The 17614-nt window shown below is 70.3% G+C and carries 16 protein-coding genes, 1 tRNA gene, 3 pseudogenes and 1 riboswitch; of the genes and pseudogenes, 13 read left to right on the plus strand and 7 right to left on the minus strand.

Annotated features, from left to right (window positions below; genetic code table 11):
* Positions 1 to 178: 178 nt before the first annotated feature.
* The 4 genes and pseudogenes from E1211_RS20680 to E1211_RS20695 form a co-directional block, all read left to right on the plus strand.
* Positions 179 to 637, plus strand: a pseudogene (locus E1211_RS20680) (transposase family protein); the annotation flags it as partial.
* A gap of 40 nt (positions 638 to 677) precedes the next feature.
* Positions 678 to 1355, plus strand: a pseudogene (locus tag E1211_RS20685) (acetyl-CoA C-acyltransferase); the annotation flags it as partial.
* A 93-nt stretch (positions 1356 to 1448) separates the two neighbouring features.
* Entirely contained in the window at positions 1449 to 1958 is a 510-nt protein-coding gene (locus tag E1211_RS20690; RefSeq protein WP_132350661.1) for a SigE family RNA polymerase sigma factor, read from the plus strand.
* Positions 1955 to 3229: a hypothetical protein gene (locus E1211_RS20695; protein WP_132350662.1), complete on the plus strand. Its 1275-nt coding sequence runs from the start codon at positions 1955 to 1957 to the stop codon at positions 3227 to 3229. Before E1211_RS20690 ends, E1211_RS20695 begins: the two co-directional genes overlap by 4 nt.
* A 234-nt stretch (positions 3230 to 3463) precedes the next feature.
* Here E1211_RS20695 and E1211_RS20700 read toward each other — a convergent pair whose 3' ends face one another.
* Positions 3464 to 3655 (minus strand): hypothetical protein, encoded by a 192-nt coding sequence (locus E1211_RS20700; RefSeq protein WP_207915449.1) that lies wholly within the window; start codon positions 3653 to 3655, stop codon positions 3464 to 3466.
* 94 nt (positions 3656 to 3749) lie between these two features.
* Between E1211_RS20700 and E1211_RS33950 the strand changes: the two genes are divergently transcribed.
* The 4 genes from E1211_RS33950 to E1211_RS20720 all read left to right on the plus strand — a co-directional run bounded on the left by E1211_RS33950 (position 3750) and on the right by E1211_RS20720 (position 5521).
* Positions 3750 to 3950, plus strand: coding sequence for a transposase (locus tag E1211_RS33950; protein ID WP_371686181.1), 201 nt, complete (start codon positions 3750 to 3752; stop codon positions 3948 to 3950).
* A 382-nt stretch (positions 3951 to 4332) separates the two neighbouring features.
* On the plus strand, positions 4333 to 4851 hold the full coding sequence (locus E1211_RS33485; protein WP_371686182.1) for a replication initiator: 519 nt from the start codon (positions 4333 to 4335) through the stop codon (positions 4849 to 4851).
* A 56-nt stretch (positions 4852 to 4907) separates the two neighbouring features.
* Positions 4908 to 5132, plus strand: coding sequence for an excisionase family DNA-binding protein (locus E1211_RS20715; RefSeq protein WP_132350664.1), 225 nt, complete (start codon positions 4908 to 4910; stop codon positions 5130 to 5132).
* On the plus strand, positions 5132 to 5521 hold the full coding sequence (locus E1211_RS20720) for a hypothetical protein (protein WP_207915450.1): 390 nt from the start codon (positions 5132 to 5134) through the stop codon (positions 5519 to 5521). The genes E1211_RS20715 and E1211_RS20720 overlap by 1 nt, the downstream gene beginning before the upstream one ends.
* An 89-nt stretch (positions 5522 to 5610) precedes the next feature.
* Here E1211_RS20720 and E1211_RS20725 read toward each other — a convergent pair.
* Positions 5611 to 5684: transfer RNA gene (locus tag E1211_RS20725), tRNA-Gly, on the minus strand.
* Positions 5685 to 5932: 248 nt separating this feature from the next.
* Here E1211_RS20725 and E1211_RS20730 point away from each other — a divergent pair.
* Complete coding sequence (locus E1211_RS20730) at positions 5933 to 6913, plus strand: zinc metalloprotease (protein WP_132350665.1); 981 nt, start codon at positions 5933 to 5935, stop codon at positions 6911 to 6913.
* Positions 6914 to 6982: 69 nt separating this feature from the next.
* On the opposite strand, the gene E1211_RS20735 is transcribed toward E1211_RS20730, so the two are convergent.
* Positions 6983 to 7543: a pyridoxamine 5'-phosphate oxidase family protein gene (locus E1211_RS20735; protein WP_132350666.1), complete on the minus strand. Its 561-nt coding sequence runs from the start codon at positions 7541 to 7543 to the stop codon at positions 6983 to 6985.
* 100 nt (positions 7544 to 7643) lie between these two features.
* Between E1211_RS20735 and dcd the strand changes: the two genes are divergently transcribed.
* A complete protein-coding gene (gene dcd / locus E1211_RS20740) occupies positions 7644 to 8222 on the plus strand; it encodes a dCTP deaminase (protein ID WP_132350667.1) in 579 nt (192 codons plus the stop codon).
* A gap of 108 nt (positions 8223 to 8330) precedes the next feature.
* On the opposite strand, the gene E1211_RS20745 is transcribed toward dcd, so the two are convergent.
* A complete protein-coding gene (locus tag E1211_RS20745) occupies positions 8331 to 9371 on the minus strand; it encodes an NlpC/P60 family protein (protein ID WP_132350668.1) in 1041 nt (346 codons plus the stop codon).
* Between the two features lie 5 nt (positions 9372 to 9376).
* A riboswitch (cyclic di-AMP (ydaO/yuaA leader) is annotated at positions 9377 to 9514 on the minus strand.
* A gap of 256 nt (positions 9515 to 9770) precedes the next feature.
* Here E1211_RS20745 and E1211_RS20750 point away from each other — a divergent pair.
* On the plus strand, positions 9771 to 11771 hold the full coding sequence (locus E1211_RS20750) for an N-acetylmuramoyl-L-alanine amidase (RefSeq protein WP_243709624.1): 2001 nt from the start codon (positions 9771 to 9773) through the stop codon (positions 11769 to 11771).
* A 100-nt stretch (positions 11772 to 11871) separates the two neighbouring features.
* Here E1211_RS20750 and E1211_RS20755 read toward each other — a convergent pair whose 3' ends face one another.
* The 3 genes from E1211_RS20755 to E1211_RS20765 all read right to left on the minus strand — a co-directional run bounded on the left by E1211_RS20755 (position 11872) and on the right by E1211_RS20765 (position 16087).
* Positions 11872 to 12885: an NlpC/P60 family protein gene (locus tag E1211_RS20755; protein ID WP_371686180.1), complete on the minus strand. Its 1014-nt coding sequence runs from the start codon at positions 12883 to 12885 to the stop codon at positions 11872 to 11874.
* Positions 12886 to 13324: 439 nt separating this feature from the next.
* Positions 13325 to 15526, minus strand: a complete 2202-nt coding sequence (locus E1211_RS20760) for a (Fe-S)-binding protein (protein WP_132350671.1) — start codon at positions 15524 to 15526, stop codon at positions 13325 to 13327.
* Between the two features lie 297 nt (positions 15527 to 15823).
* A complete protein-coding gene (locus tag E1211_RS20765) occupies positions 15824 to 16087 on the minus strand; it encodes a cell division protein CrgA (protein ID WP_132350672.1) in 264 nt (87 codons plus the stop codon).
* Positions 16088 to 16305: 218 nt separating this feature from the next.
* On the opposite strand from E1211_RS20765, the gene E1211_RS20770 reads away from it, so the two are divergent.
* The gene (locus tag E1211_RS20770; RefSeq protein WP_132350673.1) at positions 16306 to 17112 is read left to right on the plus strand and encodes a DUF881 domain-containing protein; all 807 of its coding nucleotides are present in this window, start codon (positions 16306 to 16308) and stop codon (positions 17110 to 17112) included.
* A 22-nt stretch (positions 17113 to 17134) separates the two neighbouring features.
* Positions 17135 to 17614: pseudogene (locus E1211_RS20775) on the plus strand (hypothetical protein); the annotation flags it as partial.

Consider the following 17614-nt stretch of genomic DNA (forward strand, 5'->3'; position numbering starts at 1 on the left):
TGCACACTGATCACCAGAACAGCCCTTGGTTATTGATGTTCTTCCCTAGACAAGAAGATCATCGACCAAGGGCTGTTTCCGTGATCGGCCGGGGCCCCGACAGTAACCTCGGAGGTTAAAGATCAAGCTAAGGGATGTCTCGTAACTCGGCGACCGGTCCATGGTGGATCATGAAGGGGTGCAGGTGATCTCGGCGGCTCGCCCGGAGTGGATCTTCCCGTTTACCGGACTGCAGCCCGCCCAGTTCCGCCGCCTCGTCAAGCCGGTGGCCGAGCCTGGTGGTGATGCGATCGCTGATGGTCGGCCGGGCCGGCAGTGGTCTCTCGACCTCCCGGATCGGGTGTTGCTGGTCGCCGCGTACCGGCGCACGAACCTGACGATGCGCCAGATCGACCCGCTGTTCGGGGTGTCGCACTCGGCGGCGCACCGGGTCATCGACACGCTCGGCCTCCTCCTCGCCTTGGCGCCGGTGCGCCGGCGTCGAGTCGACCAGATCAACGTCGTCGACGGCACCCTGATCCCGACCCGGGACCACCGCCTGGCCGCCCCGAGCAAGAACCACCGCTACAGCACCAATCTGCAGGTCGCCATCGACGCCCACACCCGCCTCGTGGTCGCCCTCGGTGACCCCCAGCCGGACATTTCCGGCAGCCGGCCGGCCTCACGTTGGCGGCTGGGTAGCCGCCGCGTACGACCGGGGCTTCTTCGACGACCTGATGACGCCGTACCTCGGGCTCACCCGCGACCAGAACCTCCGTCCCGACAGCAGCCTGGAGAAGCTGGCCGCGTTGCGGCCGGTCTTCGGCGTTCGCGGGCCCGACGGCGAGCAGGCCACCATGACCGCCGGGAACTCGTCGCCGCTCACCGACGGCGCGTCGACAGTGCTGCTCGCCTCGGAGGAGTGGGCGCGGGAGCGGAGCCTTCCGGTGCTGGCCTGGTTCACCTGGTCGCAGACGGCGGCCGTCGACTTCGTGCACGGCGACGAGGGGCTGCTGATGGCCCCGGCGTACGCGGTGCCCAGGATGCTCGCCCGGGCCGGGCTGACCCTTCAGGACTTCGACTACTACGAGATCCACGAGGCGTTCGCCTCACAGGTGCTGGCCACCCTCGCCGCGTGGGAGTCGCCCGAGTTCTGCGCGGACCGGCTCGGGCTGGACGCCCCGCTCGGCGCGATCGACCGGGACCGGCTGAACGTCAACGGCTCCTCCCTCGCGGCCGGGCACCCGTTCGCGGCGACCGGTGGCCGGATCGTGGCCACCCTGGCCAAACTGCTGGCCGAGAAGGGCGGCGGACGCGGGTTGATCTCGATCTGCGCCGCCGGCGGCCAGGGCGTGACGGCGATCCTGGAACGTTGACGAAGCCATCCATGCCGACTTCCGGGGCCGGGGCAACCTGCGCGCCGGGTGCCTCCGTTCCCCAGGCATGAGACGAACGCAAGGGCCTCCTCGGTGAACCAGGCCGACGAGGACGAGTACCGGCAGTTCGTGAGCGCCCGGTTGGAACCGTTACGGGTCACCGCGTACCTGCTGTGCCGGGACTGGCACACGGCGGACGACCTGGTCTCCATCACCGTCGGCAAGCTCTACCGGCACTGGCGCCGGGTGCGCCGCATGGAGCACGTCGACGCGTACGTCCGGGGAATGCTTACCAACGCCTGGCTGGACGAGCGCCGCCGGCCGTGGCGCCGGGAGAGGTCCACCGACGAACTGCCCGACCGGGTCGAGACGAACCTGCCGGAGGTGACGCTGGCCGACCGGGAGCTGCTCCTCGACCTGCTGGCGCAGCTTCCCGCCCGTCGCCGGGCGGTGGTGGTGCTGCGCTTCTACTGCGACCTCTCGGTCGAGGAGACCGGCCGGGCGCTGGGGATCAGCACGGGAACGGTGAAGAGCCAGGCGGCGCGCGGCCTGGAGAGCCTGCGCACTCTGGCATCGGTCGATGCGAGTGGGGAGGGCGCGTGAGCTACCGGAAAATCTTCAACGAGGCCGTCGGCGAGATCCCACCCAGCTCCATCGACCTGGGTCGGGTCATCGCCCGGCAGCGTCGCAGGCTCCGGCTGCGCCGGCACACCGCGATCGTGGCGGCGGCCGTCACGGTGGCCGCGATCACCGTCGGCGTGGCCGCCACCACCGGTCGCCCCCGGGCCGTCCCGCCGGCGGCGCCGAGTCCGAGTCCGACGGTCCGTACCCCGGCCCTCGGCCACAAACAGGCCTTCACCCCCACCGACATGGCGCTCTTCGAGGCGATGGGCCGGGTGGCGCCCGATCTCGAATGGGTACTGCAGAACGGCGCGTGGGAGGGCTCGGGGGTCTGGAACTCCGGGGCGAGCACAACCGGTTACACCCCGGACGGCTACATGGGCCAGGGGCGGGTCCGCTCCGGCGACCGGGCCGGCCACCTCAGTGTGGGCATCCCGCTGGACTGGGGGCCGCTGCTGCCCTGCCCCTCCGACCAGGTGAAGAAGAACCGCTGTGCCACCACGACCGGACCTGACGGCGAGACGATCCAGACCCGCTCCGCACGCAACCCGGACACCCATTCCGGTCGGAGCCCGACGGGATTCACCATGTCACACAGCGTGTGGGTGAAACGGCCGGACGGCGTGGTCATCTACGCCCAAATCATGGGCGAGGACGAGGACCCGCCGCTCACCCCCGCGCAGTTGACCGCCCTGGCGCTCGATCCGGCGGTGGCCGCGGTAGCCGCGGACCCGCTTCGCGGGGATACGCGGGCCCGCCGGCAGTTGATCGACAGTTGGGTGCTCGCCGCGATACAGCGGCAGGGCCCGGGCGTCACCGGCGCGGAGGGCGAAGGCCCGGTCTTCACCGCTAACGACCTGGGCGCGGGGTGGAGTGACCGGGGCGCCGAGAGCCGAAACACCACGGACACCTACTGGGGCTACGGCCGGGTCATGGTGAAGAACGTGGCCGGGCTCCTGTCGGTGGACATCCGGCGGCGCGACGCGGCTCCGGCGGGCGACCTGGTCTGCGGCGAGCCCGCGCCGACCCGGGCCTGCGAGGTGGGTACGGGCCCGCGCGGTGAGCGGCACCGCACCACCACGACCCGACGCGCCGACGGCGTCGCCACGCAGCGCGAGGTAGACGTACGGCGGGGCGACGGCACGTGGCTGAGGGTGACGCTCGCCGCGAACGCGAAGGGCAAATTCACCCTCAGCGGGACGCAGCAGCTGGGGATCGCCCTCGACCCGACTGTTACGCTGCCCGGCCGTTGAGTCCTCGAACGACTGACGCCCGCCCGGTTCGCACCGGGCGGGCGTCGCTGGTCGTGGCGGTGGCTGAACCGCCGACGGTGAACCAGGGCGACGAGCACCCACGGCCAATGACGCTGTGGACCAAGAATCGGCCATCGGCGCGGCGCCGCTCTGTAACCCGGTAAACCTAGTTCCTGCCCCAGTCCCATGCTTCGCGAGATACGAACCGCGTGGATCTTTATCTATCCCGCAAGCTCAGACGATTGTTCTGACGGTTAGGCGTTGGAGTGCTACTGCTCGGGATTCGATCAGGCTCATGCGCAGCTGCCACTCTTCGATGGCGGTCCAGTCGGCTTGCGCGGTGATCTGGTCAGGGTGCTTTCGATACAGCAAGCCAGGCTCGGCGATGAAGTATCCGTCTGCAACGACCGAGGCGGCGAGCAACAAGCCTGTGTCTTCGCCGCCGGGTAGTGCCAGTGCGAGCGCCAGCTCTCGCCGGTGAGCTACCCCCGCTTTCGTGGAGCTTCTTGATCATGGTCTGATGGCCGTGGGGAGGAAGTCGTCCGTGGCAGCACCGAAGAAGTACCCCGATGAGCTACGCCAGCGCGCTGTGCGCTTGTACCGCGAGTCGGACCCGAAGCCGGTGGCCCGGCGCCTGGCTGAGCAGCTTGGCGTGCATCACGAGACGCTCAGAAACCGGATCCGGCAGGCTGAGGCTGACATGCCGGCCGGCAGCAGGTAACCACCGCTCCATCAAAGCGGGGGAACTCACAGATCAAGCAGAGCAGGGGATCGGGCACGTAGCGGGCACAGCCAGCGCAAGAAGCGGTAGCAATGATCAAGGCCCCAGCCAGGAAACCTGTCCTGAGCTGGGGCTTTGTGTTGGATCGGGTGACGGGAATCGAACCCGCACCGTCAGTTTGGAAGAGCGTGCTCAACCGGTCGTGACGCCCGAAACGCCTGCGGCCATGGGCAGAGCCGGGTGCCGTTCGTGCCCCCTCATGACCGCTGGGCGCCACGGTTACTGGCCCGTGGATGGCCCGTGGATGGCCCGTCGGTGCTATCAGGTGTCAGGTCTCCCGACCTTGAGCACCCTTGCTTGTTCACCCGTGTTTTCGGAAGGGATGCGGCCAGCGAGGCACGCCCGGTGGGAGACCAATGTCGTGCTCCCTGGCCCATCGTTGCTGCGAACATCCAGAGTGACTACCGGCCGCCAGCGGGCGCACCTGGAACGGCTCTGGGCCGAACTACGCCACACGCCCTGCTCGGAGCGGTGCGCCAACTGGCTGCTCTACGGCATCCAACCCAAGAAAGCCAAGCAGGGGCTGCGGCCGGGGAACTGCAAGAACAAGGTCCACAAGCGGGAAACCCTCGGCATCGGTGGCCGACGCGTCCTCATCTCCCGGCAGTGGTCGGGAAAGACCCTGGCCGACCACCGGGCCGACCGGAAGGAGTGGGTCAAGGCGCTGCTCGGCGTCACCACCGACGCCGGCACCGCCCCCGACCGGCTCCGACACTGTGCGGCACGCCTGGGAACTCGCCAAACCCACCGACCCCGACGTCCCATCTCTCGGTCACCGGGTGCTGCGGGCCATCTCCGGGCGCATCCAATGGCGGGCGCAGCTGGACGCCGCGAGACGTAACCAGGCACTGCCCAGTGTTCGGCAACGGACCACAACATCACCGAGAGCGGGGAGGTATGACGGCGGTGGATGAGGTGCTGACGGTGGAGGAAGCCGCCGCCCGGATGAAGATGAGCGCTCGCTACGTGCGTCGACTGGTCGCCCAGCGGCGCATCGCCTTCCACAAGGTCGGGCCCAGCGTCCGCCTCAAGGCTTCGGACGTAGACGCCCATGTCGATGCCGGTCGGGTAGAGCCGATGACCGCCTCCACCGTGTGGCGTGACCTGGGGCGGGTGGCCTGATGGTGAACAAGGAAGGGCATCGGCGGTTCGGCAACGTCCGCAAGCTGCCATCCGGGCGGTATCAGGCCCGCTACCCGGGTCCGGACGGCCGGATGCGGAACGCACCGGAGACGTTCGCCCGTAAGTCCGACGCGGACCGGTACCTCACGCTGGTCGAGGCACAGATAGCCCGGCGGGAGTGGATCGACCCGGAACGGGCCAAGGTGAAGCTCGCGACTACGCGCGGCGCTGGATCGACCAGCGGCCAAACCTGCGACCCCGAACGATCCACCTGTACGGCTGGCTGTTGGACAAGCACGTCGTGCCGTACCTGGGCGGGGTTGAGCTGGGCCGGCTGGACACGCAAGCGGTCGGCCGATCGGGACGAAGCCAACGGCGAGCAGGGCTAATGGCACGCTAATGGCACGCCGGATGATCCTTGACCTTGGAGCATCGAAGGCCCTGACCGGAACTCGCGTCCTGATCAGGGCCTTTCGGTTGGAGCGGGTGACGGGAATCGAACCCGCACTGTCAGCTTGGGAAGCTGATGTTCTGCCATTGAACTACACCCGCAGGCGGCACCACTGTACCTGAGTCACCAGCCCCCCGCATCCAGGTACCCCCGCGGCACACCGGCTCGCCCCTCGCGCACGGCGGGGCCGCGCCGCCCGGCATACAGGGGCGGCACCCACTCGCCAAGTGGTTTCACCACGGCAAGGTATAGGTGTTCTCAAATCTCTCGATGGCTTGTAGCGTCTGCCTCACGTTTTCAGCCACGGCGTGACACACCTTCCGTTGCGCCGCCAGAAAGAGGTGGGCCCATGGGACTCCGTCCCAACCTGCTGACCCGGCGTGCCGCCGGCGTCGCGTCCACGACCCTCGCGTTGCTGCTCAGCACGGCCGCGGTGGGTGTCGTTCCGGCCGCTTCGGCCTTCTCCGCCGCCCCTGGGGGCACCTGCGTCGAGCCGGCCGACGTGCACGCCGGCGCCCGCGTCAAGGCGGGCGGCGCCGCCAAGCACGAACCGAACGAGCTGACGGCCACGCAGATCAAGGAGCGCGAGGCCGACCTGGCCGCGGCGCTACGTGAGCGCGCCAGCCGGCGTACGGGGGCTGTCGCGCCGCTCGCCACCGTCACGATCCCGGTGGTCGTGCACGTGATCCAGGAGGACAGCACGCGGGTCGGCGGGAACATCCCGGACTCGATGATCAACAACCAGATCGCCGTGTTGAATCAGGCGTACAGCGGAGCGACCGGCGGGGCGCCCACGGCCTTCGCCTTCCAGCTCAGCAAGATCAATCGAGTGGTCAACCCGTCGTGGTACCCGATCATCGACGGCTCCTCCGCCGAGCGCGCGATGAAGACGGCGCTGCGCGAGGGCGGCAAGAACACCCTGAACCTCTACCTGGGGGACGTGACCCCCGGCCTGCTCGGCTGGGCGACCTTTCCGCAGCGGCGGCTCAGCAGCACCGACGGCGTCGTCGTGCTCAACGAGTCGCTGCCGGGCGGCACCGAGGCCAACTACAACCAGGGCGACACCGCCACCCACGAGGTCGGCCACTGGCTGAACCTCTACCACACCTTCCAGGGCGGCTGCTCCGGCTCGGGCGACGGCGTCGCGGACACGCCCGCCGAGGCCACCCCGGCGTACGAGTGCCCGACCGGCCGGAACACCTGCAGCGCGCCCGGCCTGGACCCGATCACGAACTTCATGGACTACACCTACGACTCGTGCATGCACCAGTTCACCCCCGGGCAGGCGAGCCGCATGTTGACCGCGTGGAACGCCTACCGCGCGGCCTGACGTCGCCCGGTACGACCGGTGCCGGCCCCGTCACGGGGCCGGCCCCGGCGTCTCGCCCCCAGGACGCGATCAGGCCGCCGAGCGCTGGACGTCGCGGCGCCCGCGGCGGCCGGGACGGGTCTGCGGCACGACGGGGGCGGGATCGACCCGCTGAGCGCTGGCGTGCGGGTCGAGCCAGACCTGCACGGCCGGACGGCCCCAGCCCTCGCCCGGCCCGCCGGCGCTGGCGTCACGCCGGGACAGCATCGCCACGTCGACGGTGAACTCGAAGAGCCGCCAGTCGACCTGCGGCGCCGCTCCGGCGCGCGCCGCGAGCCGGGCGACACGGGCCGGGTCGGTGACCGGACGGGCGTGGCCCGCCACGTACGCCTCGTCGTCGCTCTCCTCCGGCGGGAAGGAGTGCAGCGCGTAGCGCCCGTCCCGCTCCAGGTCACGCCGCTTCGGCGAGTCGATGATGAAGCAGAAGAGCCCCTCGTCGGTGATCACCGGCGACACCGGGTGCACCCGGGGCCCGCCGTCGGCACGGACCGTGGCCAGGTAGCCGAAGCCCGGACCGTACTGCTGCATGAGAACGCGGATCCCGTCGGCGAGCCGGGGCTCGTCAGCGGCGAATTCGGACCAGGAAGCCATGCGGGCATTCTATCGAACAAATGTACGATCGCGCGACGCGACGCGCTGCTCACCGGCACCGGATTCGAGCCGCCCGAACGACGCTCGCTATGGTGGTCCGATGCTGCTCTCCGACCGCGACCTGGTCTCCGAGATCAAGGCCGGCACGCTCGGGCTGGAGCCGTTCGAGCCCACCCTGGTGCAACCGTCGAGCATCGACGTACGCCTCGACCGGCTCTTCCGGGTCTTCAACAACCACCTTTACACGCACATCGATCCGGCGCAGCAGCAGGACGACCTGACATCGGTGGTGGAGGTCCCCGACGGGGAGCCGTTCGTGCTGCACCCGGGGGAGTTCGTGCTCGCCTCGACGCTTGAGGTGATCTCGCTCGGCGAGCAGCTCGCCGGCCGGCTGGAGGGCAAGTCGAGCCTGGGTCGTCTCGGTCTGCTGACCCACTCCACCGCCGGCTTCATCGACCCGGGCTTCTCCGGCCACGTGACGCTGGAGCTGTCGAACGTGGCGAACCTTCCGATCACGCTCTGGCCCGGCATGAAGATCGGTCAGCTCTGCATCTTCCGGCTCTCGTCGCCCGCCGAGCACCCGTACGGTTCGGCCGTCTACGGCTCGCGTTACCAGGGGCAGCGCGGCCCCACCCCGAGCCGGGCCTGGCAGAACTGGCGTACCTGGCCGACCCGCTGACCGACCGGTCGGGTCGCTTTCCGGCCGCACGCCTCGCGCCTCGCGCCGGGAACGTGAAGGGGCCCCTCCCACACCGCTTCGCGGCGGGAAGGGACCCCTGCCCACGGATCAGTCGGGGCGGCCGAAGCTGTGGATCGGGCCGTCGTCGAGCTTCTTCATCTTGATCGGCACTCCGGCCTGGGAGGCGTGCACCACCCATCCGTTGCCGACGAACATGCCGACGTGGTGCAGGTCGCTGTAGTAGAAGACGAGGTCGCCGGGGCGGAGGTCGGCCCGGCTCACCGTCTTCGTCGCCCGGCGCTGCTGCGCGGCGTTGTGCGGCAGCGACACCCCGGCCTTGGCCCAGGCCGCGAGCACGAGCCCGGAGCAGTCGTACGAGTCGGGCCCGTCGGCGCCCCAGACGTAGGGCTTGCCGATCTGGGCGCAGGCGAACTTCACCGCCACGCCGGCGGCGCCACCCGGATAGGTCGCCGGGCACGGGGCCGGCCGTAGCGGCCCGCCGCCACCGTCGCCGTACACCTTGATCCGCAGCTTCTGCAGCCGGTCGATCTCGGTGTTGATCTGCTTCTTCTTCGCCGCCAGCTGGGCCTCGGTACGGGTCAGCTCGGTGACGAGCTCGTCCAGCGGCGCCTTCTGCCGGGCCAGCTGGTCGCGCAGCTCGACGACCTGGGCGACGTCCTGTTGCTGGTTGTGGGCGAACCGGTCGAGCAGCTCCAGCTGGCCGACGACGTCACCCGGCGAGTGGCTGCCGAGCAGCGCGTTGACGGTGGACATGCTCTCGCCCTTGTACGCCCGCACCGCGAGCACGCCGACCTTCTCCATCGCCTGGTCGATCCGGAGCTGCAGCGGCTTGATCCGGGCGGCGAGCGCGTCGGCCTGCCGGCGCTTGGCGGTGAGTTCCTGACGGGTGGCGTTGTGCCGCTCGATGACGGGTTCGAGTTTGTTCCAGTCCTGATCGATCTGGCGCTCGATCTCGGCGATCGACGGGTCGGCGTGGGCCGCGGTGGCGCCGCCGGTCAGGACGACGCCGACGCCGATGACGGCGGCGAGGACGGTGGTGATGCGGGACCAGCGTGGACGCGGCGCACCCGTCGTCGGGCCGGCTGTCGCCGACCGTCCGGACGGAGGCCGCGGGGCATGGTGGGCCACCGGGCTCCTTCTTCCCTGACCGCCTACCGGGTTAGCTGACGGGTTCGGGCGGGAAGGTCGGCACCCTACCGCAGTGACTGCGGATTCACCCCGGGAACCTGGTTCCCCGGCTCGCTCGGCGAGCGACTCGGCGGTGTCGGACCGTTACCGCCCTGGGTGGACGGACCTGCTACCGGCCGACGATTGACCAGACTAGAGAGGGGCGTTACCGATCCGCAACCCTTCGGGCGGTGACACTCCGTGTCCGGAACGGCCCGACGCACCAGTCGTGCGACGCTCGAATATTTTCTTCGGATTTCTCAGGAGGACCGAAAGGTATTGACCACGGCGTGTCGGCGGGGCGAAGGTGACCAATACCTGACCCGTCCTGGAACTGGGGGTTCGATGCACCGATCAACCATGTCGAGGAGCAGACTCGCCCTGCTCACCGCCGCGGTGGTCAGCGCCACCGCGGCCGTGCCACTCACCGGCGGTCCGGCCGCGGCCGCCCCGGCCGGCGACCGCCAGCAGCAGTACGCCGCCGCGGCGACGGAGTACGGGGTGCCGGAGAGCATCCTGCTCGGCGTCTCGTACCTGGAATCCCGGTGGGACACCCACGCCGGCACACCCAGCACGAGCGGCGGATACGGACCGCTGCACCTCACCGACGCGGCCCACGTCGCAGGCCCGCCCGCCGGGTTCCACGTCGACGAGGGCGAGGACCCACGGGGCGACACGTCCCGGCCACTGACCGTCGGCCCGACGGAAAGGGCGGTACCGAGCGCGCCCGCACCCGCGGCGCTCCGGACCCTCCAGGCCGCCGCCGCGCTCACCGGGGCCGACGCCGACGCGCTCCGCACCGACCCCGCCACCAACATCCGCGGCGGTGCCGCGCTGCTCGCCTCGTACCAGAAGCAGGTGGGCGGCCCGGTGGGCGCCGGGACCGACCCGGGAGCCTGGTACGCCGCGGTGGCGCGCTACTCCGGCGCGGAGACCGAGGAGACGGCGACCGCCTTCGCCGACGAGGTGTACGACCAGATCCGACTCGGTGCGAGCCGGCGGACCGACGACGGCCACCAGGTCGTCCTCCAGGCCCGGGCGGTGACCGCGCAGGCGGGCACGCTGCGCCGGCTCGGCCTGCGGGACACGCAGCGGCGGGACGGGGTGGAGTGCCCGGCGCGGCTCGGCTGCGAGTGGATCCCGGCGCCGTACGAGCAGTACGGGCCGGGCGCCGGCGACTACGGCAACCACGACCTGGGCGACCGGCCGGCCCAGCAGAAGATCGAGTACATCGTCATCCACGACACCGAGGGGTACTACGCGCCCAGCGTCGGCCTCGTGCAGCAGGCCGACTATCTGGGCTGGCACTACACGCTGCGCTCGATGGACGGCCACGTCGCGCAGCACGTGAAGGCCGAGGACGTCGGCTGGCAGGCCGGCAACTGGTACGTCAACGCCAAGTCGATAGGCATCGAGCACGAGGGCTTCGCCGGCCACGGCACCTGGTACACCGAGGCGATGTACCGCGCCTCGGCCAAGCTGGTCCGGTACCTGGCGTCGAGGTTCGGCATCCCGCTGGACCGGCAGCACATCATCGGGCACGACAACGTTCCCGGCACCGTGGCCTCGACGGTGGCCGGCATGCACTGGGACCCGGGCCCGTACTGGGACTGGTCGCACTACTTCGACCTGCTGAAGGCGCCGTTCCGGAGCACCGGCACCACGCGGACGGGTCTGGTCACCATCGACCCGGACCTCACCACCAACCGGCCGGCGTTCGTCGGCTGCAACCGGCAGCCGCCGGGCGTGCCGGACCCGCCGCCGCCGGCCGAGCCCTGCCCGCTGCGGGGCTCCTCCGCGGTCGTCCTGCACAGCGCGCCGAGCCAGGACGCGCCGCTCGTCAACGACCTGGGTCTGCGCCCGGACGGCTCGCCGAACACCATGTACATCTCCGACCACGGCGCCCGGGCCTCGGCCGGCCAGACGTACGCGGTGGCCGAGGTGCGCGGCGACTGGACGGCGATCTGGTACCTCGGCCAGAAGGCGTGGTTCCACAACCCCGCCTCCGCCCCGACGGCGAAGTGGGCGACCGGTTTCGTGGTGACCCCGAAGCCGGGGAAGGCGACGATCCCGGTCTACGGTCGGGCGTACCCGGAGCAGGCCGCCTACCCGGCCGGGGTGGCCTACCAGACGATCTCCCCGTTGCAGTACACGCTCGCCGCCGGTCAGCGGTACGCCGTCGGCGACGTGTTGCCGAGCGAGTACTACAAGGCCACCACCTTCGACGGCTCGTCGCCGGGCGACTGGACGGTGATCCGGGGCGACCTGCGGTACGTGCAGATCCAGTTCGGGCACCGCATCATGTACGTCAACCTCGACGACGTGCTGCTGCTCCCGTCCCCGGTGGGCGCGCCCCGCTGACCAGCGGTCACCGGCGCCGCGCCGGTCTGCATCCCGAGAGACACGAGAGCCCCCGGTCGGTCGACCGGGGGCTCTCGACGTTCACGACGTTCGCGGTGGATCAGCCGGGTCGTCGGAAGCCGGCGACCGGCATGTAGTTGATGCTCGTCACCTGGACCGGTTTCCCGGCCCGTGGCGCGTGGACCATCTGGTCGTTGCCGAGGTAGAGCCCGACATGGTGCAGGTCGCTGAAGAAGAAGACCAGGTCACCCGGGCGGGCCTCGGAACGCGGGATGGCCTTGCCCTCGTTCCACTGCGCGCCGGTGAAGTGCGTGAGGCTGATCCCGGCGGCCTTGTACGCGTACTGGGTCAGGCCGGAGCAGTCGAAGGCGTTCGGACCGGTGGCACCCCACACGTACGGGTCGCCGACCTGCTTGCAGGCCGTCTGGATCGCGGTGCGGGCCGCCTCGCTGACCACCCCCTTGACGGTGGGGCAGTTCTCCGGCATGACCACCGACTTCGGCAGCAGCTTCTCGAGCCGCTTGATCTCGGCGTCGATGTTCTTCTTCTTCTTGGCCAGCTCGTTCTGCTGCTTCGTCTGGGTGGTGATGAGCGCGTCGAGCTTCTGCTTCTCCGTGTCGTACTTGGCGCGGATCTTCAGAATGCCTTCGACCTGCTTGTGCTCCTGACGGGCCAGCCGATCCAGGATGGTGAGCTGCTCGGTGAGCGTGTCCGGCTTGGCGCTGACCAGCAATGCGCCGAGATCCTGCGACGGACCGCTGATGTAGTAACGGGAGGCGAGGTCACCGACCCGGGTCATCGCCAGCTCGGTCTGGAGACTGAGCGGCTCGATCTTCTTCTCCAGCTGGGTCGACTTCTTCTGGTTGACCTTCAGCTGCGCCCGCACCTTGTTGTACTGCTCGATCGTGGGTTCCAGCTGCTCCCACTGCTTGTCGATCTGCGCCTCGATCTCCTCGACCGTGGGCGCGGCGTGGGCCGGCGCGGCGAGCATGCCGGCGCCGACGGCCGCAGCGGCGACCAGTGTGAGCAGGCGGTGGGCAGCCCGGCGCAGGCCACCCGGACGAGCGGAACGTCCCGGTGCGTGACGATGGGGGGGCATGGTTGCCACCGGCACCGACTCCTTTGTGACCGACCGCCGGGCGCCTCGCAGAGGGGAAGGGGGCGAGGGCAGACGTCCACAGCGGTCGGTGCCCCACGATAGGGAAGCGCCGGAGCGGAATCAAGGCGAGCCCGCGCGTCGTCACTCCCGTACGACGAGCCGCCTACCATGTGTGCCGGTTCCGCCGGCGGGACGCGACTCACGTCCGGCCGTGCCGCACCTCATCCCGCCCACGAACTGGCCCTGCTCGGCTAGGACGACGTCGGGCGTCACCCGGCTCGGCTCGCCGCACCTCGGCCTACGGTCTCGCGGGTGCGCTGCTGCTGGAACGGTCGCCGAGCGGGTGGCGGTCGTCGACGGCCCGCTCGCGGCGATCATCACCACCACGGCCTCCTGAGCGCGCCGGAGGCGCGGCGGTGGCGGGTAGCCGCCACCACCGCCCCGGGCGTACGCCTCAGCCGGCGACCGGCTCGGTCTCCTTGTCGCCCTGAGCCTGCTCGGGCTTGACCGAGCGGAGCAGCACGCTCGCCACGTCGATCACCTCGACCTGCTCGCCGGCGCCCTTGCCGTTCACGCCGTCGCTGAGCATCGTCGAGCAGAACGGGCAGCCGACCGCGACCGTCCTGGCGCCGGTGGCCATGGCCTCCTCGACGCGCTCGACGTTGATCCGCTTGCCGATCTTCTCCTCCATCCACATCCGGGCGCCGCCGGCACCGCAGCAGAAGGAGCGCTCACTGTTGCGCGGCATCTCGGTGATCCCGGCATCGCCCAGGGCGCTGCCCAGCACCTCTCGCGGCGCGGCGAAGACCCGGTTGTGCCGGCCCAGGTAGCAGGGGTCGTGGTAGGTGACGCCACCGTCGACCGGCTGCACCGGGGTGAGCTTGCCGGTGGCCACCAGGTGGGCCAGGAGCTGGGTGTGGTGAACGACCTCGAACTCGCCGCCGAGCTGGTCGTACTCGTTGCCGAGGGTGTTGAAGCAGTGCGGGCAGGTGGCGACGATCTTGCGCTTGCTCTTCTCCCTGCCCTCGAACGCCTCGTTGAGCGTCTCGACGTTCTGCTGGGCGAGCATCTGGAAGACGAACTCGTTGCCGATCCGGCGGGCCGGGTCACCCGAGCAGGTCTCACCCTCGCCGAGGATCGCGAAGGAGACGCCGGCCTCGTTCAGCAGCGTGGCGACGGCGCGGGTGGTCTTCTTCGCCCGGTCCTCGAACGCCCCGGCGCAGCCGACCCAGAAGAGGTACTCGAAGTCGTCGACCTCGCCGACCCGGGGCACCTCGAAGTCGAGCCCCTTGGTCCAGTCCTCGCGGGTGCTCTGCGGGGCGCCCCACGGGTTGCCCTTGTTCTCCAGGTTGCGGAGCATGACGCCGGCCTCGGACGGGAAGCTCGACTCGATGAGCACCTGGTAGCGGCGCATGTCGACGATGTGGTCGACGTGCTCGATGTCGACCGGGCACTGCTCGACGCAGGCGCCACAGGTGGTGCAGGACCAGAGCACGTCCGGGTCGATGACACCGCCGGACTCGGCGGTGCCGACCAGCGGCTTGTCGCCCTCGGCGAGGGCCAGCACGTCGACGTGGGCGAGCTGCGCGGCGGTGGCCTTCTCCTCGCCGGTGAGGTCCTTGCCGCCGCCGGCAAGCAGGTACGGCGCCTTGGCGTACGCGTGGTCCCGCAGGCTCAGCACGAGCAGCTTCGGCGACAGCGGCTTGCCGGTGTTCCAGGCAGGGCACTGCGACTGGCAGCGGCCGCACTCGGTGCAGGTGCTGAAGTCGAGCAGCCCCTTCCAGGTGAACTGCTCCACCTGGGCGACGCCGAACTGGTCCTTCTCCGGGTCGGCCTCCTCGAAGTCCAGCGGCTTCCCGTTGCTGGTCATCGGGCGCAGGGCGCCGAGGCCGGAGCCGGCGGGCTTCGCCGGCTCACGCTTGAAGAAGATGTTGAAGAACGCCAGGAAGCGGTGCCAGGCCACGCCCATGGTGACGTTCAACGAGATCACGATGAGCCAGGTCATCGAGATTACGATCTTGATGAGGGCGGCGACGCTGACGCCGGCCTCCCAGGCCGGGAGGGCGTTGCCGAGCGCGTGGCTGACCGGGGTGGCCCAGACCGGGTACTCGAAGTGGTCGGTGGAGACCTTGAAGCCGCGGATCAGGAAGCCGAAGATCAGTACCAGCAGCACGACCCACTCGACGAAGTAGCCCTGCCACATGGTCGAGCCGGTGAACCGGGAGCGTCCGCCCGGCCGGCTGGGCCGGTTACCCAGCCGGATCGCCATCAGCACGAGGATGCCGACCAGGCCGAGCACGCCGATGATCTCGGTGGCCAGGCCGAAGACCGTCCAGTGCCCGATGATCGGCAGTTCGCCCCCGGTGCTGACCACCTCGAAGTACGCCTCGAGCACCAGCAACGACAGCACGATGAACGCGACCATCACGAACCAGTGCGCCGCGCCCACCACGCTCCACTTGAGCATCCGGGTGTGGCCGGCGGTCTCGACCAGCATCGTCCTCGTGCGGGTGCCCTTGTCGCCGAACCGCTCGGGTGCCGGTTGACCCAGCCGGATCACGGCCACCATCTTCAGGACCGCGCGTACCGCAAGCCCCACCGCCACCGCGGTGATGGCGGCCGCGAGGATCGTGGCGACGATCTGGACGCTGCCCATCGAGTTGGCCTCCCGGTCTGCTGCCTGTCGAGCGACTCGGCGACCGGGCCGGCTCAGGCCGCGAGCGACGCGCCGCCGCTGCCCTGCCCTCGACCGGACCGATCCATGACCGCGCTCCACCCGGTCATGAAGTGCAGCCTACGCGCAAGGTTACCCAGCAGTAACGTGAGTCATCTCGCACCCGGGCCGCGCCGCCCTGCGCACACCATAGGGGCCCCCGCCCGAAACCGCCGGGCGGGGGCAACGTCGAGTGAGATGGATCGACCCAGGACACGGCGGCCGTGACCGCCGCGCGGATCAACGCCAGCGCGAGAGCAGGATCAGCGAGGCGACCATCGCGCCGAAGCCCACCGCGAGGTTCCAGTAACCCCACGACATGACCGGGTACGCCTGCTCGGAGAGGTAGTAGACCACCAGCCAACCGATGCCGACGACGATCAGCGCGACCGCGGCGATCGGCAGCCACACCGGGCTAGGCTTGCGCGTCGCCGCCGTCGCCGTCGGGCGTACGTCCGTCGGCGGGGTGTACACCTTCTTCTTGCGGACCTGAGACTTGGGCACGACGCTCTCCAGAGGGGGTTATTGCGACCTCGTCCGGCCTGACAACCGGGCGCGGGGGCGACGGTCCATGGCCAATAATGTTCGACAGCTAGCGTAGTCCGGAAGACCCGTCCAAGCCACGAATGGGGTCAGGCCGGTGCGAGGAGTGACCGGAAAAGGCGAAAGTATTCGGATCCCCGCCCCGGTCGCGACGTGAGGACGACGGGAAGGAACGCTCGGTGGAGTACACATCCGGCGCCGCCTCCTGGCAGAAGGTGCTCCGGCGCGTCGTCGCCGGGCTGCTGCCACGGCGCCCGCGGCAGCGGCGACCGGGCTGGTCGATCGGGGTGCCGCTGATCGCCGCCGCGGCCGGGCTGCTCTTCACCACCACCGCGACCACCGCCGGCGGCACCGCCCTGCGCGAGGACCGGCGCCCCCAGCTCACCCAGTTGATCGAGGAACGCCGGCAGCAGGTCGCCGCGAGCGAGCGGGAGGCGGCGACGCTGCGCCAGGACATCGAGGAGCGGACCACCACGCTCGGCGAGCAGGACGGCCCGATCCGGGCCCAGCAGGACCGGGCCTCCGGCAGCCTCCAGTCGGCCGGCTTCACCGCGCTGGCCGGGGTCGGCGTCACTGTCGAGCTCAACGACGCGCCCCGGCGCAACGACCAGCGCCTGCCCGAGGGGGTGAGCAACGACGACCTGGTGGTCCACCAGGGCGACGTCCAGGCGGTGGTGAACGCGCTCTGGGCCGGCGGCGCGGAGGCCATGTCAATCATGAACGTCCGCGTACTCGCCACCAGCGCGGTACGCTGCGTCGGTAACACCCTGCTGCTGCACGGCCGGGTGTACTCCCCACCATTCAAGATCGTAGCGATCGGCGATCCGACTTCCCTGCAGAAGGCTCTCGCCGAGTCCGAGGGAGTCCAGTTGTTCCGGGACGCCGTCGAGCACTACCAGCTCGGTTACCGGGAGGACGTCTCCACGGTGACCGTGCCGGCGTTCGAGGACTCGACCGCGCTGCGCTCGGCGAAGGTGCTCCAGTGAACCGCGCGGCGAAGGTGTTCCCGTGAACGACGACGACCGGCCCGAGGGGCGGCATCGCGGCCAGGCCGACGAGCCGACGGCGTTCCTGCCCAAGGTCGACCGCGCCGAGCCGGGCGCCGACCGCCCCCGGAACTCCTGGCCCGACCCCGTGCTGCCGCCCCGCGCGCCGGCCACGCCGCCGTCGGGCCCGGGTCAGGTCGCCCCGCACCCGGCCGCGCCGCCGGACCAACTGCCCCAGCGCCGGACGAACCCGCCTCCCGCGGCCGGCGTTGCCCAGCCGGGACACCCCCACTGGTCCTCCGCGGAGGCCGACCGGCCGCCGACCCATCCGGTCGCGCCGCTCGACGCCCCACCACCGTGGCCCGGCGCCGCCCGTCCGGCGTCTCCCGCCGACACGGGAGGCGGCTTCGCCACCGCCGCCGGAGCACCGACCCAGCCGCACCTTGGGCGCGACGTTTCGAGCCGGCCGGCAGAGTCCGCGCGGCCCACCGCCCCCGACCAC

It is taken from the genome of Micromonospora sp. 15K316 (assembly GCF_004348525.1).
Lineage (GTDB): Bacteria > Actinomycetota > Actinomycetes > Mycobacteriales > Micromonosporaceae > Micromonospora.

What these genes read in the sequence shown, in the direction of transcription:
- E1211_RS20750 (WP_243709624.1), top strand. Translation starts at nt 9,771, where the DNA reads ATGTCGAGGAGCAGACTCGCCCTGCTCACCGCCGCGGTGGTCAGCGCC.
- E1211_RS20760 (WP_132350671.1), bottom strand. Translation starts at nt 15,526, where the DNA reads ATGGGCAGCGTCCAGATCGTCGCCACGATCCTCGCGGCCGCCATCACC.
- E1211_RS33950 (WP_371686181.1), top strand. Translation starts at nt 3,750, where the DNA reads ATGGCCGTGGGGAGGAAGTCGTCCGTGGCAGCACCGAAGAAGTACCCC.
- E1211_RS20735 (WP_132350666.1), bottom strand. Translation starts at nt 7,543, where the DNA reads ATGGCTTCCTGGTCCGAATTCGCCGCTGACGAGCCCCGGCTCGCCGAC.
- E1211_RS33485 (WP_371686182.1), top strand. Translation starts at nt 4,333, where the DNA reads ATGCGGCCAGCGAGGCACGCCCGGTGGGAGACCAATGTCGTGCTCCCT.
- E1211_RS20720 (WP_207915450.1), top strand. Translation starts at nt 5,132, where the DNA reads ATGGTGAACAAGGAAGGGCATCGGCGGTTCGGCAACGTCCGCAAGCTG.
- dcd (WP_132350667.1), top strand. Translation starts at nt 7,644, where the DNA reads ATGCTGCTCTCCGACCGCGACCTGGTCTCCGAGATCAAGGCCGGCACG.
- E1211_RS20730 (WP_132350665.1), top strand. Translation starts at nt 5,933, where the DNA reads ATGGGACTCCGTCCCAACCTGCTGACCCGGCGTGCCGCCGGCGTCGCG.
- E1211_RS20715 (WP_132350664.1), top strand. Translation starts at nt 4,908, where the DNA reads ATGACGGCGGTGGATGAGGTGCTGACGGTGGAGGAAGCCGCCGCCCGG.